Origin of the sequence: Tolypothrix campylonemoides VB511288_2, assembly GCF_045999855.1 — a bacterium.
Classification (GTDB): Bacteria; Cyanobacteriota; Cyanobacteriia; order Cyanobacteriales; family Nostocaceae; genus Scytonema; species Scytonema bouteillei_A.
In genome coordinates this window covers 862,280-877,895 of the sequence record NZ_JBFPMW010000003.1, presented here as the reverse complement: position 1 = coordinate 877,895, position 15,616 = coordinate 862,280, and the positions used below count along the sequence as shown (strand labels likewise).

The 15,616-nt window shown below is 42.1% G+C and carries 19 protein-coding genes; 8 read left to right on the top strand and 11 right to left on the bottom strand.

Annotated features, from left to right (window positions below):
• Window positions 1–111: 111 nt before the first annotated feature.
• From AB0756_RS12315 to AB0756_RS12305, 3 genes are read left to right on the top strand one after another with little or no spacing between them, the layout of a single operon-like run.
• Window positions 112–900, top strand: a complete 789-nt coding sequence (locus AB0756_RS12315) for an ADP-ribosylglycohydrolase family protein (RefSeq protein WP_038082701.1) — start codon at window positions 112–114, stop codon at window positions 898–900.
• A gap of 3 nt (window positions 901–903) precedes the next feature.
• The gene (fdhD, locus tag AB0756_RS12310; RefSeq protein ID WP_038082699.1) at window positions 904–1,731 is read left to right on the top strand and encodes a formate dehydrogenase accessory sulfurtransferase FdhD; all 828 of its coding nucleotides are present in this window, start codon (window positions 904–906) and stop codon (window positions 1,729–1,731) included.
• Window positions 1,728–2,138: a VOC family protein gene (locus AB0756_RS12305; RefSeq protein ID WP_038082698.1), complete on the top strand. Its 411-nt coding sequence runs from the start codon at window positions 1,728–1,730 to the stop codon at window positions 2,136–2,138. The genes fdhD and AB0756_RS12305 overlap by 4 nt, the downstream gene beginning before the upstream one ends.
• A gap of 42 nt (window positions 2,139–2,180) precedes the next feature.
• On the opposite strand, the gene AB0756_RS12300 is transcribed toward AB0756_RS12305, so the two are convergent.
• Complete coding sequence (locus AB0756_RS12300; protein WP_038082696.1) at window positions 2,181–2,630, bottom strand: VOC family protein; 450 nt, start codon at window positions 2,628–2,630, stop codon at window positions 2,181–2,183.
• A gap of 254 nt (window positions 2,631–2,884) precedes the next feature.
• Here AB0756_RS12300 and AB0756_RS12295 point away from each other — a divergent pair, with 254 nt between their 5' ends.
• Window positions 2,885–4,990, top strand: a complete 2,106-nt coding sequence (locus AB0756_RS12295; protein ID WP_038082710.1) for a M3 family metallopeptidase — start codon at window positions 2,885–2,887, stop codon at window positions 4,988–4,990.
• 430 nt (window positions 4,991–5,420) lie between these two features.
• The gene (locus tag AB0756_RS12290) at window positions 5,421–6,272 is read left to right on the top strand and encodes a universal stress protein (RefSeq protein ID WP_038082694.1); all 852 of its coding nucleotides are present in this window, start codon (window positions 5,421–5,423) and stop codon (window positions 6,270–6,272) included.
• Between the two features lie 282 nt (window positions 6,273–6,554).
• On the opposite strand, the gene psbM is transcribed toward AB0756_RS12290, so the two are convergent.
• The 5 genes from psbM to AB0756_RS12265 form a co-directional block, all read right to left on the bottom strand.
• The gene (psbM, locus tag AB0756_RS12285) at window positions 6,555–6,668 is read right to left on the bottom strand and encodes a photosystem II reaction center protein PsbM (RefSeq protein ID WP_017746279.1); all 114 of its coding nucleotides are present in this window, start codon (window positions 6,666–6,668) and stop codon (window positions 6,555–6,557) included.
• Between the two features lie 146 nt (window positions 6,669–6,814).
• Window positions 6,815–7,111: a 2Fe-2S iron-sulfur cluster-binding protein gene (locus tag AB0756_RS12280; protein WP_038082692.1), complete on the bottom strand. Its 297-nt coding sequence runs from the start codon at window positions 7,109–7,111 to the stop codon at window positions 6,815–6,817.
• Window positions 7,112–7,394: 283 nt separating this feature from the next.
• Window positions 7,395–7,532 carry a photosystem II reaction center protein K gene (locus AB0756_RS12275; RefSeq protein WP_063779436.1) on the bottom strand — a complete coding sequence of 46 codons (138 nt, stop codon included), beginning with the start codon at window positions 7,530–7,532 and terminating at the stop codon, window positions 7,395–7,397.
• A 114-nt stretch (window positions 7,533–7,646) separates the two neighbouring features.
• Window positions 7,647–8,786: a tRNA guanosine(34) transglycosylase Tgt gene (gene tgt, locus AB0756_RS12270; RefSeq protein ID WP_050045092.1), complete on the bottom strand. Its 1,140-nt coding sequence runs from the start codon at window positions 8,784–8,786 to the stop codon at window positions 7,647–7,649.
• Window positions 8,787–8,940: 154 nt separating this feature from the next.
• Window positions 8,941–9,393: a hypothetical protein gene (locus tag AB0756_RS12265; protein WP_038082689.1), complete on the bottom strand. Its 453-nt coding sequence runs from the start codon at window positions 9,391–9,393 to the stop codon at window positions 8,941–8,943.
• Between the two features lie 384 nt (window positions 9,394–9,777).
• Between AB0756_RS12265 and cobS the strand changes: the two genes are divergently transcribed.
• The gene (gene cobS / locus AB0756_RS12260; protein ID WP_038082687.1) at window positions 9,778–10,560 is read left to right on the top strand and encodes an adenosylcobinamide-GDP ribazoletransferase; all 783 of its coding nucleotides are present in this window, start codon (window positions 9,778–9,780) and stop codon (window positions 10,558–10,560) included.
• A gap of 44 nt (window positions 10,561–10,604) precedes the next feature.
• Here cobS and AB0756_RS12255 read toward each other — a convergent pair whose 3' ends face one another.
• The 5 genes from AB0756_RS12255 to AB0756_RS12235 form a co-directional block, all read right to left on the bottom strand.
• Window positions 10,605–11,075 carry a PPC domain-containing protein gene (locus AB0756_RS12255; protein ID WP_038082685.1) on the bottom strand — a complete coding sequence of 157 codons (471 nt, stop codon included), beginning with the start codon at window positions 11,073–11,075 and terminating at the stop codon, window positions 10,605–10,607.
• 89 nt (window positions 11,076–11,164) lie between these two features.
• A complete protein-coding gene (locus AB0756_RS12250; RefSeq protein WP_038082684.1) occupies window positions 11,165–11,848 on the bottom strand; it encodes a ComF family protein in 684 nt (227 codons plus the stop codon).
• 71 nt (window positions 11,849–11,919) lie between these two features.
• Window positions 11,920–13,035 carry an HlyD family secretion protein gene (locus AB0756_RS12245; RefSeq protein ID WP_050045094.1) on the bottom strand — a complete coding sequence of 372 codons (1,116 nt, stop codon included), beginning with the start codon at window positions 13,033–13,035 and terminating at the stop codon, window positions 11,920–11,922.
• Window positions 13,032–13,259 (bottom strand): hypothetical protein, encoded by a 228-nt coding sequence (locus AB0756_RS12240; protein WP_050045095.1) that lies wholly within the window; start codon window positions 13,257–13,259, stop codon window positions 13,032–13,034. Before AB0756_RS12240 ends, AB0756_RS12245 begins: the two co-directional genes overlap by 4 nt.
• 38 nt (window positions 13,260–13,297) lie before the next feature.
• Window positions 13,298–13,639, bottom strand: coding sequence for a hypothetical protein (locus AB0756_RS12235; protein WP_050045096.1), 342 nt, complete (start codon window positions 13,637–13,639; stop codon window positions 13,298–13,300).
• A gap of 513 nt (window positions 13,640–14,152) precedes the next feature.
• On the opposite strand from AB0756_RS12235, the gene AB0756_RS12230 reads away from it, so the two are divergent.
• Window positions 14,153–14,356, top strand: coding sequence for a hypothetical protein (locus AB0756_RS12230; RefSeq protein ID WP_137986067.1), 204 nt, complete (start codon window positions 14,153–14,155; stop codon window positions 14,354–14,356).
• Window positions 14,357–14,384: 28 nt separating this feature from the next.
• Window positions 14,385–15,596: an RNA-guided endonuclease InsQ/TnpB family protein gene (locus tag AB0756_RS12225; RefSeq protein WP_038080764.1), complete on the top strand. Its 1,212-nt coding sequence runs from the start codon at window positions 14,385–14,387 to the stop codon at window positions 15,594–15,596.
• Window positions 15,597–15,616: the final 20 nt, after the last annotated feature.

The following is a 15,616-nucleotide window of genomic DNA, read 5'->3' as shown; positions in this document are numbered from 1 at the left end:
AATCATTGAGAGGCTACACAGATGCTTTTCTTGGAGATATATCTATCTTTAGGTGTATTGAACCTATAAGCAATCTGCCTAAAGATAGATTTAAAATAGAAAATGAGTCAAATGCTAGGTGCGATCGCAGGTGATATCATTGGCTCTGTTTATGAAGCCAACAATATCAAAACGAAAGATTTTCCTCTTTTGCAAAGTGAGTGCCGTTTTACGGATGATACTGTGCTGACAGTTGCGGTTGCTGATACTATCTTGAACGAGGATTTATCTGTTGGCAGCAGCAAATACATTGATAAATTTAAGTCTTACTACCGTCGCTATCCCTTAGCTGGTTACGGGGGAACCTTTAAAATGTGGGCGGGATCGAGCAGCAGAGAACCCTACAACAGTTGGGGTAACGGTTCGGCAATGCGAGTCAGTTCTATTGGATTTGCTTTTAACGATCTCGATATTGTGTTACAAGAAGCACGGCATAGCGCTGAGGTAACCCACAACCATCCGGAAGGTATTAAAGGTGCTCAAGCAACTGCAACTGCTATCTTTCAAGCGCGGATGGGTCATAATAAAAACTCTATCAAGTCTTATATAGAAACTCATTTTGGATACGATCTCGGTCAAACTCTTGACCAAATAAGACCGAATTACCGATTCGATGTTTCTTGTCAGGGGTCTGTTCCCCAAGCCATCATCGCCTTTTTAGAATCCACTGATTTTGAAGATGCTATCCGCAATGCTATCTCTATTGGTGGTGACAGTGATACTATTGCTTGCATTACAGGTGGTATTGCTCAAGCTTTTTATGGTGGTGTACCAACAGAAATCTCTCAATGGGTGTTCGAGCGTCTAGATGAACATTTACGCAGTGTTACCCAACAGTTTATGTCCCAATACTGTTTATAAATAATGCCAACTCGAAGCAAAACCAAAGCCACTGTTTGGCTTATAGAAAACGGTAAAGTGCGATCGCGTTCCGATCAACTTGCAACCGAAGAACCGTTGGAAATTCGCCTTGCATTTCCACGTCAAACAGTTGCGGTAACGATGCGAACCCCCGGAGCAGATTTTGAACTCGCTGCTGGATTTCTTTACACCGAGGGAGTCATTGGCTGTAGAGAAGATATCCAACGCATAAGCTATTGCGTAGATAACTTGGTAGATGGAGAACAACGCTACAACATTGTCAACGTTACCCTTCGAGAAGGATTGAATCCCGATCTACAGCCGCTACAAAGGCATTTTTATACAACAAGTGCTTGTGGAGTTTGCGGTAAAGCCAGTCTTGAAGCCTTGCGTTTGCGTAATTACTCGCCTATTCCTACAGGGTTAGCAGTTGCATCTGACATCATTTACACATTACCTAATAAACTCAGAGCAGCCCAGAGTGTGTTTGATGCAACAGGTGGTCTCCATGCAGCTGCTTTGTTCGATACTCAAGGACAACTGCTAACCATACGTGAAGATGTCGGACGCCACAATGCATTAGATAAGCTAATAGGTTCAGCTTTGCTTAACGGGGAATTGCCTTTGAACGATCGTATTGTCATGGTCAGCGGACGTTCTAGTTTTGAAATTTTGCAAAAGTCTACAGCAGCTGGAGTTCCTATTGTCTGTTCTGTTTCTGCGCCTAGCAGTTTGGCTGTGTCAATAGCAAAGGAATTTGGAATCGCTTTAATCGGATTTTTGCGAGGCGAAAAGTTTAATGTATATGCTGGGTTGGAAAAAATACGATGAATCCCCCCCAATTTACTGACGCATTTGTGACTCTGGCAACTGTTCATTTTGACACTATCGTCAGTTTCTATACCCAATTTCTAGGTATACAACCAACAAGTCTTATTCCAAATGTTTATGCAGAATTTCAACTTAGGGGCTTAAAACTAGGTATTTTCCAACCAAAAAATTTAGATTCGTCTGAATTTGAAAACTCTGAAAAAAGTAAGATGAGCTTGTGTTTGGAGGTGCGGAACTTGGAGAGTGCGATCGCACATTTAACTGCATTAGGTTACCCCCCAACAGGAGAGATAAAAACTGCATCCCATGGAAGAGAAATTTATGCTTATGACCCCGAAAGCAATCGGTTAATTCTGCATCAATCTACCGTTCTTTCTGTTGAATTCCTTTCTGACTCACACCAGTAACAGAACCGCTTCCTCCAAACACAGAATCACTAACGTGTCCGGCTAAACTTTTGCTTGGTCACCAAACAAAATTTTGAGTTGTTCGGACAAATCTTCAGGGGATACATCCTCTTGATGCGTCGCAATCCACCAATGATTTCCGCTTAAATCTTTTAACCCTGCTTGGCGATCGCCCCAGAACTCATCTTTCGGTTCCATCAGTGAAGTACCACCTGCTTCGATCGCACTTTCGTAAGTTGCATCAGTATTCTCAACGTACAGATAAATCGAACTTGGCATTGGCTGAAACTCACCCGTCGCTTCACTCAGCATGATGAGCGAATCACCTATTTTAACCTCAGCATAGATGATACAGCCTTCTGGATTTTGGATGCGACGAATTTCCCGAGCTTCAAACGCCTGCTTGAGAAACTCAATTAAGGTTGCGGCTCCTTTTACGACAAGGGATGGCGTAACAGTGTGAAAACCTTCAGGGATTGGTTTGACTGCCATAATTATTGCCTCTGACAATAATTTAGTACACCTCTATGTTAGTACAAATGTATTAATAAATCTACAATCTTAAAAGACAGGCGATCGCGAGTCCTACAAGTTGGGAAAGTTGGAGTATTTTTTTTGTTGGAAGGCGGTTGTCGCCACCTTTAACTGCGAAAAACCCGCAATAGCATTCTTCAATGGCTACATTAGAAGATACAAGAAAGAAAAGTCGTTTTTTGCTTTTATTGACCAGGTACTCTTACACAATGATGAGTGAAGCAGTTATTATTTCCGATAACCCCTTACTAAAAGGTTCTGGCTTACCACCTTTTACACAAATACAACCAGAGCAGGTTGTACCAGCTTTTAACCAATTGCTGGCAGAAATAGACAAAGAACTCGTAACACTAGAAGCTAACGTTGAGCCTACATGGAGTGGTTTAGTAGAACCTCTAGAAAATCTCACAGAACGTTTGTACTGGAGTTGGGGTATTGTCAGTCATCTTATGGGTGTAAAAAATAGCCCCGAATTGCGCGAAGCGTTTGAAACTGTACAACCACAGGTGATACAGTTCTCGAACAAGCTCAGCCAAAGCCAACCAATTTACAACGCTTTCAAAGCACTCCACGCCAGTGATACTTGGGCAACTTTAAACACAGCCCAACAACGTATTGTAGAATCTGCTATTCGAGACGCAGAACTTGCAGGTGTTGGCTTGCAGGGAGAGGCAAGAGAGCGTTTTAATGCCATTCAGATGGAGTTGGCAGAAATATCTACTAAATTTTCCAACCATCTGCTTGATGCGACTAAAGCTTTTAGCTTGACTTTAACAACTCAAGCAGAAATTGATGGTTTACCCCCCAGCTTACTTAGCTTAGCGGCACAAGCTGCACGCTCTGCAGGAGAAGAGAACGCTACGACAGAAAATGGTCCTTGGCGCATTACTTTGGACGCCCCCAGTTATGTGCCTTTTATGCAACACAGTACCCGACGGGACTTAAGGGAAAAGCTGTACAAAGCTTTTATCGCCCGTGCTTCATCAGGTGAGTTGGATAATAACCCGCTGATTGAGCGCATATTGGAACTGCGTCAAGAACTTGCAGAGTTGCTGGGTTACCAGACCTATGCTGAATTAAGCCTAGCTAGTAAGATGGCTCCTAACGTCAAAGCAGTAGAGTCTTTGTTAGAAGAATTGCGTTCTCGCAGTTATGACGCTGCTTTGAAGGAATTGGATGAACTCAAAGCGTTTGCTGCATCTAAAGGAGCACCAGAAGCAAAGGATTTGTGGCAATGGGACATTCCATTTTGGGCAGAGCGTCAGCGAGAAGAAAAATTTGCCTTCACTGCTGAAGAGTTACGCCCTTACTTCCCACTCCCTCAAGTTCTTGATGGTTTATTTGGATTAGTCAATCGATTATTTGGTGTGACTGTTACCCCTGCTGATGGTCAAGCCCCCATTTGGCAGGAGGATGTAAGGTATTTTCAAATTGCTGATGAAGCAGGTCATCCTATTGCTTACTTTTACTTAGATCCCTACAGCCGTCCTGCTGAAAAACGTGGCGGTGCGTGGATGGATGTTTGTATTAACCGTGGCAAAGTCGTGCAAAATGGAGTGACAACTATTCGTTTACCCGTGGCTTATTTGGTTTGCAACCAAACCCCCCCAGTGGATGGTAAGCCCAGTTTAATGACTTTTGACGAAGTTGAAACTCTGTTCCACGAGTTTGGTCACGGCTTGCATCTGATGCTAACAAAGGTGGATTATCCTTCGGCTGCAGGTATCAACAATGTTGAGTGGGATGCGGTGGAATTACCCAGCCAGTTTATGGAAAACTGGTGCTATGACAGACCAACTTTGTTTGGCATGGCAAAGCACTATGAGACAGGCGAACCTCTGCCAGAACATTATTACCACAAGCTGGTGGCAGCAAAGAATTACATGACCGGTACTGGTATGTTGCGACAAATCCATATCAGTCTCCTTGATATAGAACTGCATCATCGTTACCGTCCGGGCGGTGCGGAAACTCCCAAGGATGTGCGATCGCGTCTCGCTAAAACCACAACAGTTCTGCCTCCATTACCTGAGGATGCCTTCTTATGTGCTTTTGGACACATATTTGCTGGAGGATATGCAGCAGGTTATTACAGCTATAAATGGGCTGAAGTTCTCAGTGCAGATGCTTTTGCAGCGTTTGAAGAAGCCGGTCTTGATAACGAATCAGCCATAAAAGCAACAGGTAGGCGCTATCGAGATACAGTGTTGGCGCTTGGTGGTAGCCAGCATCCGATGGAAGTCTTTAAGTCCTTCCGGGGTCGCGAACCGAGTACCGAACCATTACTCAAGCACAATGGTTTGGCTGTTGCAGCTTAAAAGTTTGTAAAGATGTAGAGACGCGCCACAGCGCGTCTCTACAGAAGGATGTTAGCGATCGCGTTAGCTTTAACAAAGTAGCATTGAGTGCGGCAAAAGTCTTTAAATTTTGTAAAAAATAGAAGTAACATTCATCATATTCTTGCAAGTTTTCTTTGCATTACTTAACCTTTGTTCTAATTAAAAAGAGTAAACATAGATTACAACTAATAAATTTAATAACCATTCATTAAGTTCATGGGTCAGAATTAATAGTAAGCTTAAATCATCAAAAACCCAGTTAATCCTTTCAAAAACTGGGTACCAATAACTTGAAATGTTAGTGGTTAGTGGTTAGTGGTTGTTAGAACAATCAGCTACTAATAATTAACTCATAACCATTAACTATCAGTCAGTAAATTAGGTAACCTGAACCCCAAGAAGATCTAAGATGATAGAAAAAATTTTGCTAGCTGTCTCTGGATTAGGTCACGCCGAAGAGATGCTCAAAAGTTTAAAGGATGTGCCATCAATTCAACGTGCAAAAGTAACCGTTTTGCACGTTGTACCAGATCAAGTGACTGCCGAAAACATGACAACTAAATGGGAAGAAGGCGGCAAAATTTTAGCGAATGCTATTCAGTATTTGAACCTAGATCCCAGTCGGGTTTCCTCTATTTTACGTCAAGGCGATCCCAAAACTGTGGTTTGTCAGGTCGCCGATGAAATTGAAGCTGACTTGATTATTATGGGTTCGCGAGGACTCAAACGCCTCCAATCTATTCTATCGAACTCCGTCAGTCAGTATGTTTTCCAACTATCTTCTCGCCCCATGTTGTTGGTTAAAGATGACGTTTATGTCAAAAGAATTAACCGGATTATGGTGGCAATGGATAACTCTGAAGCTGCCAAGCATTGCTTGACTTTAGCTCTATTCTTCCTACGAGATATTAAAGGAGGAGAGTTAATTCTAGCTAATATTAATACGGATTTGCGTGGTAAACCATCTGAAATGTATGAAATTAGTGCAGAACACAGCCCTGTTTTAGCCGCCGCCGCTACAGAAGCTAAAAAATATGGTATACCAGTTCGTTGTGTAGTAAGTAGTGGTAAACCTGGTGAAGAAATTTGTCGCTTGGCAGATGAATGGAAAGTAGATTTACTACTCCTTGGTTCTCCGGATCGCCGTCCTTCTATTGCTAAGAGTTTAGTAGATATAGACAGACTTTTGGGTGCATCTTTGTCTGATTACGTTCGAGTTAATGCAAACTGTCCTGTTTTGCTGGCAAGAACAGTAGATTAAGTAAAGTTGAACAATCGGTGGTTGATAAATAAAAACCCCTACGCTATAAATGTAGGGGCTTTATTCGATCTACAAAAAATTACTAAGCTGTCACGCCCGTAATTTGCACATAGCAAACAACCCTAGCAATCCTAATTCATTCGTGAAAGATTCTTATAACTGATAGGTTGGGAAATACCTTACCTACGTGTATTTCACAAATTAAACAGGATTGCTATAGGTAACTTGCTAGCTACAGTTCTCTTAATTTTGAATTTTGAATTTTGAATTTTGAACTGCTTTCTAATCTTTTTTACCTTCGCGGCTAGCAGTTTGAATGTAAAGAATTATTAAAAAGACGGCGGGAACGAGAACGAACAGAATGCTCGCTACGAACCCTAGATCGTTAACTTGCATGGGAAGACAGCCTCTCTTCGATATCTAGGTAACACTTTTAGGATACCATTCTATGGTTGAAAGAAGCATCAAGTACAAACACATAAAAACTGGCTTTCTCCCCACTTTAAGTCCGAGTGACTTTACACTCCATCGTTTATCCTTTTTTACGGCTTTGTTACTACACTGACTGCACCATGTACCAAAGTTTGACAAGCAAGACGACAATTTTCTGGCTTTTTCTTTAATAATTTGTTTTCTGCATCGGTACGGGGTGATAAATTTTCCAAACCTTCAACAATCTCTACCACACAGCAGCCACATTGTCCGTATCCTCCACAATTCATCATCTTGCCAAAAAGTTTGTATATATCAATGTTGTTTTGCAAGGCTCTTTCTCGTAAATTCGCGCCGTTAGCTGCTACGACTTCTTTGTTTTCTTTCACAAATGTAATGTTACCCATTTCTGATACCTCGTTTACTGTACTTAACTAAAAAAGCAATAAGGATAAAGGGTAAAGGATCAAAAGCTTATAGTTCGTCCTTCATTAGATACAACCTCCCGAATTTCACGGTAGCGGCGTTACCTGTCATACTTCGCTTGTTTATATATTACCCACTTATTTTAAGTTATTACAATTTCTTAAGAATTATCAACTTTGTTGACGAAATTTGAGTAAAAGAAAACCCGACAGCTAAAAATCGTCGGGTTTGGGGAGTATTGAGCCTATACTTAGGTCAAATGGTTTATCTAAAACCAATAGCGGCTTGCCAAACAAAAGCCAGCAACAAGAAGAAAACGGGGATAATTGGCAGAACGTCTACCAAAGGATCGAGAACTTGATAAGCTTCGGGTAATTTTGCTAACAACAATGCTGCTTCCATATTTATTAAATCCACCTATCCAACACAGCTTTCAGAATTGAGAAATATCTTAACACGCGTCAGTAGTTAGTGGTTAGTGGTTAGTAGTTAGCGATCGGTGGTTAGTGATTTTCCCTAATCCCCATTCTCCAGTCCCAAATCCTCAGCCCCCTGTTCCAGCCAAGAAGCAAAATCAATCGCAAAAGTATCGTTGAGTATTGCTTCTCGTATCTTTTGAGTAAAGCGAATCAACTCAGTGATATTGTGAATACTTAATAAGGTATACGCTAAAATCTCTTGCGCCCTTACTAAGTGTGATATGTAAGCACGACTAAAATTTCGACACGCGTAGCAAGGACAAGTGTTATCTATTGGGGTAAAGTCTTCACGAAACTTTGCATTTTTTAAATTCCAACGCTCGCCTTGCACCATTGCTGTACCGTGTCTCGCCCAACGGGTGGGAATAACGCAATCGAACAAATCCACTCCGGATGCGATCGCAATTGCAATTTCCCGGTATGTACCTACTCCCATTAAATAGCGAGGTTTTTCTGGTGGTAGCAGAGGTGCCGTTGCTTTGACCACATGAGAAATCAGTTCCGGCGGTTCACCGACGCTGACACCACCAATAGCGTATCCAGGTAAATCTAACTCTGCGAGCGCCAAAGCTGCCTGAGAACGCAAATCAAGATACACCCCTCCCTGTACAATACCAAACAGGGCTTGGTCTTGACGTTGATGGGCGCTTATACAACGTTTCAGCCAGCGGTAAGTCCGTTGAGTGGCAGCTTCCACTTCTTGGCGTGTGGCTGGATAAGGCGGACACTCATCGAATGCCATAATGACATCCGCGCCCAAAGTGTTTTGAATTTCAATAGAACGCTCTGGAGTTAAGTTAATAATTTGACCATCATGGGGTGAGCGAAAAGTAACTCCTTCTTCACTAATTTTCCTCATTTCACTCAAACTAAAAACTTGGAATCCACCTGAATCGGTCAGGATCGGTCCCTTCCAGCCCATAAATTTATGCAGTCCTCCACCTCCTGCTACAATTGCCTCACCTGGTTGGAGGTGTAGATGATAAGTATTGCACAAAACCATCTGCGCTCCAGTTTCCTCCAGTTGAGATGGAGTAATCGTTTTGACATTGGCTAGCGTCCCCACAGGCATAAAGCGTGGAGTTTCTACTATACCGTGAGGGGTAGAAAAAATTCCGACCCGCGCTTTCGTCTGGCTACAGTTAGCAAGACGTTGAAAAGAAAATTGTGCAGTCAAGAGAGAATTTGCTAATTGCTAAGGGCTAATAGCTAATAGTAACATCCAGGAATTGGAGACACGGGGGATAAGGGAGATAAGGGAGACAAGGGGGACAAGGTAGAATCAACTTCCTTGTCTTCCTCGTCCCCAGTTCCCAATACCCAATCCCCAATTAAAATAAATCGCAGTTATCATCATCCATTTCCGCATCCCACTTAGCCGAGAAAACTTGCTCCATCATGGCTTCTAAAGCACTGATGTGAAAACAACGTTCGCGTCTCTCTTCTAAAGAAGTTGAAAGGGGAATCAGTCGCAAACACATTCCTTCTTGAATAAGGTCAAAATAAGTTTCTTTTTCCGGAGACAGTTTTAATTCCAAGTAATCAAAACTATAAACATTCAAATAAAGCGTATGGTTGGCAACTAAGGTAGACCGTTGCGGATTGGCAAAAACTTCCATGACATCCCCCTCCCCCTCGCTCTGCAATTTTCCCTCATGGGTGTGGATATAGCGAACGCGACCTAAGTCTGTGAGTAATCGCCACATATCTTGCTTATTCACAACCACGCCTGTATCAATAATGCACGGAGCTGGTATCTTGGTATCGGGTAGATGGTTACTCATAAATTAAACAATTTTTGGAGCCCAGATGAGTTCAACATAGCTACACAGTCATTGTCACAGCTTTGCTGAATCCCTACATTTTAATAAATATCTTCACTTGTAGGACGATTGATTGAAAAGCTGCAATCAATAAATTTGCAAGCAACAGTACTACGGTACTGTCACAAACTTTTGAGACTGGCAAAGCTAATTCGCTTAGTGCTGATTTATACAAAAATAAAAAATCATCACTGAGCTTAGCATAACAAAATTTTTTCAATAAGTTCCCACCACTGATAAATCTTATTTAAAGCTTTAAAAAGGACGAAAGATAAAGTATCCGTATTTCTTGTCTTTGGTTCGATCTGTAAGCTACATTATTATCCTTTATACTTTATCGTTCAGATGACCGTTCGGCATCCGTGGTGGAAACAACATCTGTTAAATATGGCAGCTTCTATAGTATTCTATACAAGTATTCCCCTGCCATATCTAGAAGGATTGGACTTCCGGTATGTGGCCCGATATGCTCCATTAGTAGGGTGTGCGATCGGGAGCATTTTGGGAACATTAGATATTGGAATGAATTATTTGAATGTGCCAATATTTACTCGTAGCGCTTTGCTGGTCAGTATTTGGGTTGCCATGACTGGGGGATTGCACTTAGATGGAGCTATGGATACAGCTGATGGTTTGGCAGTGGGAAATCCCAAGCGGCGACTTGAGGTGATGGCAGATAGTGCAACAGGTGCATTTGGCGCAATGGCGGCTGTTGTTTTGGTGGTTCTTAAAATAGCTGCTTTAACAGATTTGGAGAAAAACCGTTGGTTGGCTTTAATGGCAGTTTGTGGGTGGGGACGTTGGGGTCAGCAATTGGCTATTGTCCGGTATCCTTACCTCAAAAAAACTGGTAAGGGGGCATTTCACAAAGAAGTTATTCGTTCTTATCAAGACTTGTTACCGGGATTGTTTTTAGTATTGAGTTTAAGTGGATTAGAGATATTACTGAACAAACAGCGTCTGTTGTTTGCCCTAGGAATGGCAATTGCAGGAATTGCGATCGCCACTCTTACGGGTGCTTGGTTTAACCGTAAGTTAGGCGGACATACAGGAGACACTTACGGTGCTGTTGTTGAGTGGACAGAAGCATTACTTTTATGCGTACTGACTGGGTTGGTGAGTGGTTAGTCGTTAGCGGTTAAATACAACCAACAACTACAACTAACCACTCTCTAACTCCCTTTAACTGGTTGCAGTCGTGTCACCTTAAGTTTAAAAGCGCCAATCCCGGTTTCTCCAAATGACCGAACGCGCACGATGTAACTTCCTGTCTCTGAAACTCGGGTAAAAAGCAGAGAATTGCTGCTACCATCAGGACCGTCATCGTTTTCTGCTACAGTGGTTCCATCAGGTGCTAGCAATGTAATGATAGCATCGAAGCTTTCAGAGACTAAATCAATGGCTAGATTATCTCCCTTACTCAACTTCACCATGTAATCGCGAGCATATCCGCCTTGACCTGTAGGAATATCCTTATCAGAGAGCATATCGGAAATTTCATTACTTAGAGGCAAAGGAATCGGACTATACAACTTATTTGCTGGTTGAGCAAAAGCTGCTGTTGTACTGAAACCAATGACCACTACCGTGGTACTCGCAATCGCGAGTTTTCTCAACCCCACTGCAAAAGCCTTACTTATCATCCCGAGACTCTTCCATGAAAACAGCGCCGTTTGGTTAATTATAGTTTTCCTTGCTCAAAATTGCCCATGTATGGTTTTTATCTGGGATTTTAACTGGGGGTGTTCTGGTTGAAGGTAAGAGCAACTGCTGCAATCCCTAAAACTCCAATTCCACACTGATTGAGTGTTTGGGTAGCAGATTTGGCAGTTGCTCCAGTGGTGTAAATGTCATCAATTAATAACACTGGGCTTTCTAAGGAATAAAGAAAATCTTGTCTTACTCGGAAAGCTTTTGCTAAGTTCTTTTGTCGCTCGGACACGGATAAACCATACTGTGCTTCAGTTTCTTCTACTCTCTCCAAACCGTTGACTTTTAATTGCAATCCTGTTGTTTCACAAAAGCTTTGGGCTATAAGTGCAGCTTGGTTAAAACCCCGCTTTTTTTGCTTATTCGGGTGGAGTGGAATTGGCACAACTGTGCATTTTGTATTCCGTGCAGGGCTACTCGATAGCCATGTGTTGCCCAGGTAATGACCTAAAGGACGAGCAATTTCAGGATGGTTTTTATATTTCATGGCAGCGATCGCTAATTTCAGCGTACCACCGTAACTTCCCCAAGCAAACACCGGAAGGGGCTCGTGCCAAAATACACTAGGATTGGGTAAATAAGCTCGTTGTAATTGCTGATGGCAGTTTTGGCAAAATTCTTGGCAAGTAGACCGCTGGCATAGAGTGCAACAGGATTTTAGGAAAATATTTAATAGACTTTGAAAATTTCTCTCCCAAACGGCCATATCTCACGTTAAATAAATTATAACTTTATTATTCTCAATATATATCAACTGATTTGGCTAACATTTGGTTGCTACTCAGGCAGTTTTATGTGCCCGAACATTCCCGGCATTAAATTTGTGGCTTTTTTAAGGGCTATTTTGGCAGTAAAACTACGGCTGTTGGGATTTGCAGAAAGAATAATTTGATTGACTTGTCCGCGCACAGAATGCTTGAGAGCATCTAGTTGCACTTCTACTTCATCTCCTGGTTTCACCAAGGACTTCATTGACTCTGGTACTGCAACGCTAAACTGCAAGCGATCGGTATTTTCCAATGTCACCAAAGGTTGTCCAAAACCCACTATTGCACCTACTTCTGTATGTTGCTTGGTGACGACTCCAGCAAATGGTGCTTTAACAATGCTGCGGTTCACGTTAGCAATCTTTGGCTTTACTTCTGCTCGTGCTTGCTGAACTTGGGAACGCGCCTGCTTTAATCCTGCTCGTGCTTGCTGGACTTGGAAGCTTGCCTGTTTTACAGCAGTTTTGGCTTGCTCAATTTCCCGCTTGGCTCGTTCAATCACAGCTTTTGCCTGTTGAATGCGAGCTTCAATTAATGCTACCTGGGTATTGGCTGTATCTAGTTGTAATTGGCTGACTGCACCATCTTTTCGCAGCGTAGCCATGCGTTGTTGATTTAACTGAGCGTCAGCTAGTTGTGCTTGTGCTTCCTGCAATTTGGTTTCAGCTTCCTGTTGACGAACCTCTGCTTGATTGAGTTGTGCTTCTGCTTGAGTTTTGTTTGCTAGGGCTTGAGTTTCGGCGAGAGTCGCAACTGTTACACCTGCCTGGGCTTGGGAAATCACAGCCGATGCTCGATCGCGTTGTGGCTGGATATCTTTGACATCAATAATGGCAATGATTTGACCTGCTTTAACTCTGTCACCTTCTTGCACCAGCAAAGTTTTCATCTGTCCCATAACGGGGCTGGTAGTAGTAACGGTTTCTACCGCTTCCAACGTACCATTTAAGGAAATTCTACCCAGACTGGATGCTTTCTCGGTCAGGGTCGTTTTTACTTCTATAGGTTTGATAGTGCTAGTTATAGGAGCAGTAGATTCCGCAGAATTAGAAAAAAAGGATAAAACGATAGCTCGCAAGCCTGTAATTGCTAAAAGGGCTGCTAAAAAAAACATATCGTATTTCATTCGCTTACCTTTGCTGTGATACTAACCCAAGACGAATTAAGGCGATCGATCGCTAAGGAATTTCTCTCCCTGCGCGATCGCACTCTATTTGGCATCACGCAGATGTTCATCCAGCACTGAAAACCTTGTGTGGCTCGCAATTGTAGGTTTGGCTGCGGTAGTAAAGTTTCATCTGCTGTTAATATACCTAAAACAGCAAACAAGATTTGATCTTCAGCAATCAAAATTCGATTGATGGGAACAATGCTGCAGTGCAGACAATTTAATCGTTATGAATTTGAATAGTTTCACCGTTGCTACGAGTAATACTCAGGGCTTTGAACTCATTGTCGTCATAGTTGCCAACAACAGTGACTTTTTCTCCTACAGAGAGGTTAATGGGTTGTCCTAACCGAGGTTCTGCTTCAATCATGATTTGTCCCTTACCATCGTTGAGAATGAACTCGTCATCTAAAAGCTTAGTAACTTGACCGGAAATACTGGTAACACGAGCATTAGGCAAATTCTCAATTTGGTTGGGCGTTTTCTGTGCTACTACCTCAAAAGGAATTAGCAACGCAAACAAACCGGTTAGGACAATACTGGGTGTAGGATTGAAATTCATTTGTTAAAACCTCCAATCTGATGTTTAATTCACGCTTATTTTCAGATTGCCAGATAAAAGTAACAAGAAAGTAACAGCACGATCTTCAACCAAGGAATTCCTTCATTAACAATCAAAATCTTTGCTTACCAGGTATTCTTTGCTGGTTATGGTCGGGGCTGAGTGCTGTTAACTAATATCTATGCAAATCTGTGTATGTCTGTGCTTTTTGCTGAGATATTAGCCGGATGACCGAAGGACGAATTGCGCGGAGCGCTTGACCGATGCACCCTACGGTTCGGATGAGTCTTTAACTTTGTCTACTTCTTCAACAACCCACGGTTTAAGAACAACACTAGCAACCGTGTTGTTTTCAATGTACTTTCAGGAGGACTGTCTATTTTTGTGGGCGTTTCTTTTTCTCCATTCAGGTGAAGATATTCTTTGATTTTGGACTTAATTCATAATTGACTGCCTCAACATTGAAGCATACAATAGATTATACAATTCTCAGGTTTTCGATGAGAAATCAAGATGACAGAGGTGAGAAAAAGCGTGCAGTCAGCTACTAGAGCGGTGACTAAAACTTATACAGAACAAATAGAGTTTTGGCATTGGGGCGAGATATCTGCTCTTGCTAATTTGGCATCCTCAGCACGTCATCGTAGAATATCTACATTTACCAAGAGAATGGGTCTAAAGCCTCGCTCTTCTAGGGCGACTTTATTTGTGTTATAATATTTTGCGTAGAAGTTTTCCACGGAAAATGATTGTTTTAGAATTCAAAGCCAAAGGGAAAACGACTCAATATACTGCCATTGATGAGGCGATTAGGACGGCTCAATTTGTTCGCAATAAGAGTATCCGTTTTTGGATGGATAATCGAGGCGTGGGACAAAAACAAATGTATCGCCTTAGTAAGTCATTGAGAAGCGAATTCCCGTTTGTAAAAGCTTTGAATTCTAGTGCTTGCCAAGCTTCTATTGAACGGGCTTATAGTTCTATTGCTCGTTTTTACGACAACTGCAAAAAGTCTGTTCCGGGTAAAAAGGGATATCCAAAGTTCAAGAAAAATTCTCGCTCAGTGGAGTATAAAACCTCTGGGTGGTCACTTTCCGAGACTAGGAAACAAATAACCTTCACCGACAAAAAAGGTATTGGTACGCTCAAGCTGAAAGGAACATGGGATTTAAACTTCTACCAATTAGAACAGGTAAAACGAGTTAGATTAGTTCGTCGTGCTGATGGGTATTATGTTCAATTTCTGATTAGTGTAGACAACAAATTAGAAACACAACCCACAGGGAAAACCATTGGTTTGGATGTAGGACTTAAAGAATTCTATACCGACAGCAATGGACATAGTGAACCTAACCCAAGGTTTTATCGCACAGGAGAGAAACGTCTAAAATTTAGACAAAAGCGCGTTTCTCGTAAAAAGAAAGGCTCTGCCAACCGTAAGAAAGCTATTAATAAATTAGGGCGAGTACACCTCAAAATAAGTAGGCAACGTGAAGAACACGCCAAGAGACTGGCGCGTTGCGTAATCCAATCTCACGATCTGGTATCCTATGAAGATTTGAGGATTAAAAATTTAGTGAAAAATCACTGTCTCGCTAAATCTATTAATGATGCTGGTTGGTATAAATTCAGAAAATGGTTGGAGTATTTTGGGGTGAAGTTTGGCAGGATAACTGTTGCGGTTAACCCCGCCTACACTTCTCAAGAATGCTTCAGTTGTGGCGCAATAGTCAAAAAATCTCTATCTACAAGAACCCATGTTTGCGAATGCGGCTTTGTCATAGATAGAGACTCGAATGCCGCTATCAATATTCTGAAATTAGCCTTGAGTACCGTAGGGCATACGGGAACTTGGATCTACTATCCGAACGCTTCAGGAGATTCGACCTCTACTCATACTGGAGAAATCCTGTATCAGCAAGTTGGGTCTGTGATTGAAGAATCTTCGCCCTTATAGGGCGGAGAGTGTCAAACAGT

Coding starts and splice junctions, on each gene's coding strand:
- AB0756_RS12230 (WP_137986067.1), top strand. CDS start 14,153: ATGACAGAGGTGAGAAAAAGCGTGCAGTCAGCTACTAGAGCGGTGACT.
- AB0756_RS12305 (WP_038082698.1), top strand. CDS start 1,728: ATGAATCCCCCCCAATTTACTGACGCATTTGTGACTCTGGCAACTGTT.
- AB0756_RS12235 (WP_050045096.1), bottom strand. CDS start 13,639: ATGAATTTCAATCCTACACCCAGTATTGTCCTAACCGGTTTGTTTGCG.
- cobS (WP_038082687.1), top strand. CDS start 9,778: ATGACCGTTCGGCATCCGTGGTGGAAACAACATCTGTTAAATATGGCA.
- psbM (WP_017746279.1), bottom strand. CDS start 6,668: ATGCAAGTTAACGATCTAGGGTTCGTAGCGAGCATTCTGTTCGTTCTC.
- AB0756_RS12290 (WP_038082694.1), top strand. CDS start 5,421: ATGATAGAAAAAATTTTGCTAGCTGTCTCTGGATTAGGTCACGCCGAA.
- AB0756_RS12250 (WP_038082684.1), bottom strand. CDS start 11,848: ATGGCCGTTTGGGAGAGAAATTTTCAAAGTCTATTAAATATTTTCCTA.
- fdhD (WP_038082699.1), top strand. CDS start 904: ATGCCAACTCGAAGCAAAACCAAAGCCACTGTTTGGCTTATAGAAAAC.
- AB0756_RS12265 (WP_038082689.1), bottom strand. CDS start 9,393: ATGAGTAACCATCTACCCGATACCAAGATACCAGCTCCGTGCATTATT.
- AB0756_RS12300 (WP_038082696.1), bottom strand. CDS start 2,630: ATGGCAGTCAAACCAATCCCTGAAGGTTTTCACACTGTTACGCCATCC.
- AB0756_RS12315 (WP_038082701.1), top strand. CDS start 112: ATGCTAGGTGCGATCGCAGGTGATATCATTGGCTCTGTTTATGAAGCC.
- AB0756_RS12280 (WP_038082692.1), bottom strand. CDS start 7,111: ATGGGTAACATTACATTTGTGAAAGAAAACAAAGAAGTCGTAGCAGCT.
- AB0756_RS12275 (WP_063779436.1), bottom strand. CDS start 7,532: ATGGAAGCAGCATTGTTGTTAGCAAAATTACCCGAAGCTTATCAAGTT.
- AB0756_RS12225 (WP_038080764.1), top strand. CDS start 14,385: ATGATTGTTTTAGAATTCAAAGCCAAAGGGAAAACGACTCAATATACT.
- AB0756_RS12255 (WP_038082685.1), bottom strand. CDS start 11,075: ATGATAAGTAAGGCTTTTGCAGTGGGGTTGAGAAAACTCGCGATTGCG.
- AB0756_RS12245 (WP_050045094.1), bottom strand. CDS start 13,035: ATGAAATACGATATGTTTTTTTTAGCAGCCCTTTTAGCAATTACAGGC.
- AB0756_RS12295 (WP_038082710.1), top strand. CDS start 2,885: ATGAGTGAAGCAGTTATTATTTCCGATAACCCCTTACTAAAAGGTTCT.